General features: G+C 68.3%; 2 protein-coding genes. Both read right to left on the bottom strand.

Annotation, left to right across the window (positions count from 1 at the left end; all coding sequences use genetic code 11):
- A partial coding sequence (locus ACIO1C_RS35870; protein WP_401872008.1) for an amino acid adenylation domain-containing protein occupies positions 1-2,831 on the bottom strand: 2,831 nt, incomplete at its 3' end.
- A partial coding sequence (locus tag ACIO1C_RS35865; RefSeq protein WP_401872006.1) for an amino acid adenylation domain-containing protein occupies positions 2,828-5,770 on the bottom strand: 2,943 nt, incomplete at its 5' end. The genes ACIO1C_RS35870 and ACIO1C_RS35865, both read right to left, overlap by 4 nt.

Below are 5,770 nucleotides of genomic sequence, written 5' to 3'. Positions count from 1 at the left end.
CGGTCGACCTTGCCGTTCGGTGTCAGGGGCAGGGCGTCCAGTACGAGGAGCGCGGCGGGGACCATGTACTCCGGCAGCGCGTCGGCGAGGTGCTCGCGCAGTTCCAGCGTGCTTACGTCCTGGCTCCGGAGAACGACGTAGCCGACGAGCTGCTTGTCGCCGGGGCCGTCCTCTCGGGCCACAACAACCGCCTGACCGACAGCCGGGTGAGCCGTCAGCACCGCTTCAATCTCGCCCAGCTCGATACGGAAGCCACGCACCTTCACCTGCGCGTCGGCCCGCCCGACAAACGCCAACTCCCCCTCACCGTTCCAGCGCGCCAGATCACCCGAGCGATACATCCGCTCACCCATCGCGAACGGACACGCCACAAAACGCTCCGAGGTGAGATCAGGACGGGCGACGTAACCACGAGCCAGACCCGCACCCGCTACATACACCTCACCCGTCACACCCGGCGGAACCGGACGAAGAAAGGAATCCAACACATAAACACGGGAGTTGGACAACGGACGACCAATGACAGGCGCCTCATCCGCCGACGCGATACGCGCGTCCACCGGACCGGCTGTCACCATCACCGTCGCCTCGGTCGGCCCATACGTATTGACCACCCTCGCTCCACGCACCCACCGAGCAGCGAGATCCGCGGTCAAACGCTCAGCACCCAGCACCCACGTGTCCACTCCAGGCACCTGCGCCGGATCCAGAACCCCAAGCAAAGAGGGCACCACACTGGCCGTGGTCACGCCGTGGGCCGCGATCATCCCGGCCAACGCACCTGGCTCCGCACGCTCCTCACCCGTCGCGATCGCCAACGTGCCACCCGAACCCAGAACCACCGCCACATCCAGGATCGCCGCATCAAAACTGAACGACGCGAACTGCAACGTCACCACACCAGGCCCAGCCCCCAACACCGGAGCCATAGCCCCCACCAGGTTCACCACACCCCGATGCCCCACCGCCACACCCTTCGGCCGACCCGACGACCCAGAGGTGTAAATGACATACGCGAGCTGGTCCGCATCGGTGACACCCGGAAGATCTTCGGCCCCCGTGGTAGCCGGAACCTCCTCAAGCAGAATCACGCGGGCCGGCCCCGAAGGCACCCGGGCCAACGTGTCCGCCGTAGCCAGGACCACACCCGCACCACTGTTCCCGATCATGTACCGCAACCGATCGGACGGATACTCAGGATCAAGCGGCACGAAAGCCCCACCGGCCTTCCACACCGCCAACTCCCCCACCACCACATCCACCCCACGCGGCAGACAAAGACCCACCACCCCCTCACGACCCACACCCACACCCACCAAAAACCGGGCCAACCGGTCCGAACGCTCATCCAACTCCGCATACGACAAAACCTCAGAGCCCGACCGAACCGCCACCACACCCGGACTCGCGCCAACGTGCGATCCGAACAACTCCAACAACGACCCCCCCACCACAGGCCGCCCCGTACCGTTGAACGCCCCCACCACAAGCTCCCGCTCAACCTCCCCCATCACATCAACCCGCCCCACCGCCACCAACGGATCAGCCACCACCTGCTCCAACACCCGAACCAGCCGACGCCCGACCCCCGACGCCTCCGCGAAAGAGAACAGATCCGGCCGGTAGGTGACATGAATCTGAAGCGAGTCTCCAGGCAGAATGCCCAGCGTCAGCGGGTAGTTGGTCGACTGGTGACCTTCGAGGATGGAGATCGAAAGGGCGTCCGGAGCTGACGAGTCCGCGGATACATGCGGGTAGCTCTCGTAGACGACGAGTGTGTCGAAGACGCTCCCGGGGCCGGCGAGTTTTTGAATCTCGGCCAGGCCCATGTGCTGGTGGGACATCAGACGTGTCTGCCGTTGCTGAAGGTCGGCCAGCGTCTCCAGGACCGACCGCGCGCCATCCAGCCGTACCCGTACCGGCAAAGTGTTGATGAACAGCCCCACCATGCCCTCCACGCCAGGCAGCTCCGGGGGACGCCCGGCCACCGTCGCGCCGAACACCACGTCGTCCCGCCCGGCCAGCCGCGCCAACACCAACGCCCACGCACCCTGCACCACCGTGTTCACCGTCAGACCATGCGTCCGGGCCAACCCGGCCAGTTCGGCGCTGGTTTCGGAGCTGAGCTCGACCGTCACCTCTTCGGGTAGTACGGCGGTACGCGTCGCGTCGGAGGGAGCGATGAGCGTCGACTCTTCGATGCCGGCCAACTCCGCCCGCCATGCGGTTCGTGCGGCTTCCTTGTCCTGGTGGTCGAGCCACGTCAGGTACTCGCCGTACGAGTGCGCCCGTCCGAGTCCGCTGGTGGCACCTCCGGCCGCGTAGATCGCCGAAAGTTCACTCAGCAGGACTGGCATCGACCAGCCGTCCATCAAAAGGTGGTGGGTCGTCATGACGAGGCGATGGCGGTCGTCGGCGAGCCGGATCAGGACCAGGCGCAACAGCGGCGGCACGGTCAAGTCGAGTCGCTGGGCCCGTTCCCGTCCGGCGAGTTCGGCGATTCGCGCCGCCGCCTCGGACTCGGGCAGATCCGAGAGATCGGTCTCGCACCAGGGCAGGGCGACCTCACGCATGATGAGCTGCACCGCCTCGCCGGACCCCCGCCGGTGGAAGCTGGCCCGCAGAGTCGCATGGCGCCTGAGCAGGGCCTCCCAGGATGCCCGGAGCCGCGCGGCGTCCAAGGGGCCGTCAACGGCGAGCACAAACTGCACACCGTAGATGTCCGGCCCCTGGTCGTCGTAGGCCGCGTGGAAGAGCAGCCCTTCCTGCAACGGCGACAGCGGCCATACCTCCGCCAGGGCCGACTTTTGGGCACCACGGGTTGATGTCACTGGGAGAGCCCTCCTTCGAGGCGTGCGGCAATCGCTTCAAATTCGTCGACTTCGTCCTGTACGAGGCGCAGGAGCCCAAAGTCGGAGGGGCTGTGTCCGCCGGCGGCGGGAGCGTCCGTGTGAGCGGCCAGGCCGGACAGCATGTCCATCCATGCCTCGCCCAGCGCCTCCACGTCGTCCTCGTCGAGAAGGCCCTCCGGCCAGCTGAGGCTGAACGTCAACTCCGGGCCGTGCGCGGTGTCGCGGATGACGGCACCGGCCCCCAGCGCGTACGCCGCCGGCATGTAGGGGTCGGCTGAACCGCCGACCGCGCTCTCCCCCGCCATCTGCCACGGCCGGGCCGGCCCCGCCTCCACTGAGGCCGCGGCGAAGCGGCCCAGGTAGTTGAAGCCGATCTGCGCGCGCGGTGCGGAGGCGAGGACAGCGCCGGTCTGCGGATTGAGATGGCGCAGGAGTTCGTAGCCCATCCCGTCACCGGGCAGGGTCCGGATCTGTTCCTTGACCGCTTTCAGCAGGTCACCGGCCGCGGCCCCGCCCCCGGCCGCGTCCATCAGGTCGACGTCGGTCACGTCCATCCGTACCGGCTGGACACTCGTGAACCAGCCGACCGTCCGCGACAGATCCACACCACCGACCGGCTCACGGCCATGCCCCTCCACATCCACCAGCACGCTCGCCGCTTCCGGCCGCCACCGGCCCACCGCCCCGGCCAACGTCGACAGCAACACCTCGTGCACACCACAGTGGAACGCCACCGGAGTCCGCCCCGCCAGAGTCGCCGCCTCCCCGGCCGGCACCACCCACTCACGACGACGCAACGTCCCCGCCACATCCACCACCGGATCCAACGGCCGACGCCCAAGCAGCGGATCGCGCTCGCCCAACACACCCAACCAGGAGTCCAGTTCGGCCACCCGCTCCGGGCTCATTGCCTGCTCGGCCAACACCCCGGCCCAGCGGCGGAACGACGTCCCCACCGGCTCCAGCACCGCCGCACGCCCCGCCGCCAGATCCCCATACGCACGCTCAAGGTCCGGCAGCAGGATCCGCCACGACACACCGTCCACCGCCAGGTGATGCACCACCAACACCAGCCGACCCACGCGGCCAGGCCCCGCATCCACCCACACCACCTGAACCATCACCCCAGCCGCAGGATCCAACCGCCCCACAGCCTCACGAGCCACCCGACCCGCCACCACATCAAGGCTTTCACCACCAGCTTCAACCCGAGTAATCAGACTCGCGGCATCCACCGACCCCGGCTCGCCCACCACCAGCGTCAACGCACCACCCACCACCCTCGCCCGCAACATCCCGTGCCCGTCCAACAACACACCCACAGCACGGCCCAACACACCCAGGTCCAAATCCGCCGGAGCACCCACCACCACCCACTGCGCGAACCCCGACCCCACCACCCGCTCGCCCAGCACCCGCATCACAGGCGTCCAGAGCACCTCGCCCACCCCTACGTCTCCGGCAAGGGGCGTCTCAGCCGCGCCGGAAGCGCTGATCGTCTCCGCCAACCGCTCGACGGTCTTCTCCTCGAAGACCTGCCGAGGGGTGATCACCAGCCCGGCCCGCCGAGCACGCGACGCCAACTGCATCGACATGATCGAATCGCCACCCAGCTCGAAGAACCCCTCGTCAGCCCCCACCCGCTCCAACCCGAGAACCTCCGCGAACAACCCACACAGCAGCTCCTCGACCACTCCCACCGGTGCCCGTCCCACCGCTCGTTCGGCGAAGGCGGGGTCAGGGTCGGGGAGGGCCGCCCGGTCGACCTTGCCGTTCGACGTCAGAGGCAGGGCGTCCAGGACGACCACCACCGCTGGGACCATGTACTCCGGCAGCCTCTCGGCAACGTGCTCGCGCACCGCCCGACCGTCCAGTGCCGGTCCGCTTCGCGCCACGTAGCCGATGAGACGGCGCGGTCCCTGGCGGTCTTCCCGTACAAGAGCGACAGCCTGGGCGACACCGGGACTGTCGGCGAGGGCGGCTTCGATCTCGCCCAGTTCGATACGGTGGCCCCGGATCTTGACCTGATGGTCGACACGGCCGACGAAGAAGAGTTCGCCGTCGTCGGTCCAGCTGACCAGGTCCCCGGTGCGGTACATCCGCTCACCCGACGCGAACGGAGAGGCCACGAACCGGCCCGCCGTCAGACCCGAACGCCCCAGATACCCCCGCGCCACCCCGACGCCCCCGATGTACAACTCCCCCGCCACGCCCGGCGGTACCGGAAGCAGGAAGGAGTCCAGGACGTACACACGTGTGTTGTTGATGGGTCGGCCGATCGGAGGTGTCTCTCCTCCGCCGAGGGGCCGGCTCACGGTGGAGGCGACCGTCGCCTCGGTGACACCGTACTCGTTGACCAGCTCACGGCCCTCCGCCCAGCGGCGCCGAAGTTCCCCGGACCCGGGCTCGCCACCGATGACGATGGAGCGCAGCTCGGGCAGTCGGTCCGCCGGCAGCTGCGCGAGCACCGTGGGGGTCGCGGCGACGTGGGTGACGTGTCGGGTACGCATCAGGTCGGCCAGTTCGTCACCGGAGGTGTCGTGTAGTCGTCCCGGAGCGAGGACGAGCCGTCCGCCGGCACACAGTACGGGCCAGATGTCGGCCATCGAGACGTCGAAGCTCGGTGAGACGAGCTGGAACACCCCGCTGTCCGCGTCGATCCGGTAGCGCCGGACGCGATCCGCGACAAGGTTGCTCAGGCCCGCGTGGGGGACGGTAACTCCCTTGGGTGTGCCTGTCGATCCGGACGTGTAGATCACGTACGCGGCGTGATCGGGCCGCAGCGCAGACAACCGCTCCCCGTCCCCGACCGCGCCACCGTCCAGTTCCGCCAGCCGGGCGAGCACCGAAGGATCATCCAGCACGACCACCTCGCCACCGAACCCCGCCGGCACCACGCCCCGCGTCCCCGACGTGCA

Origin of the sequence: Streptomyces sp. NPDC087420, from assembly GCF_044744165.1 — a bacterium.
Taxonomy (GTDB): domain Bacteria; phylum Actinomycetota; class Actinomycetes; order Streptomycetales; family Streptomycetaceae; genus Streptomyces.
This window is presented reverse-complemented; position numbering and strand designations above follow the sequence as displayed.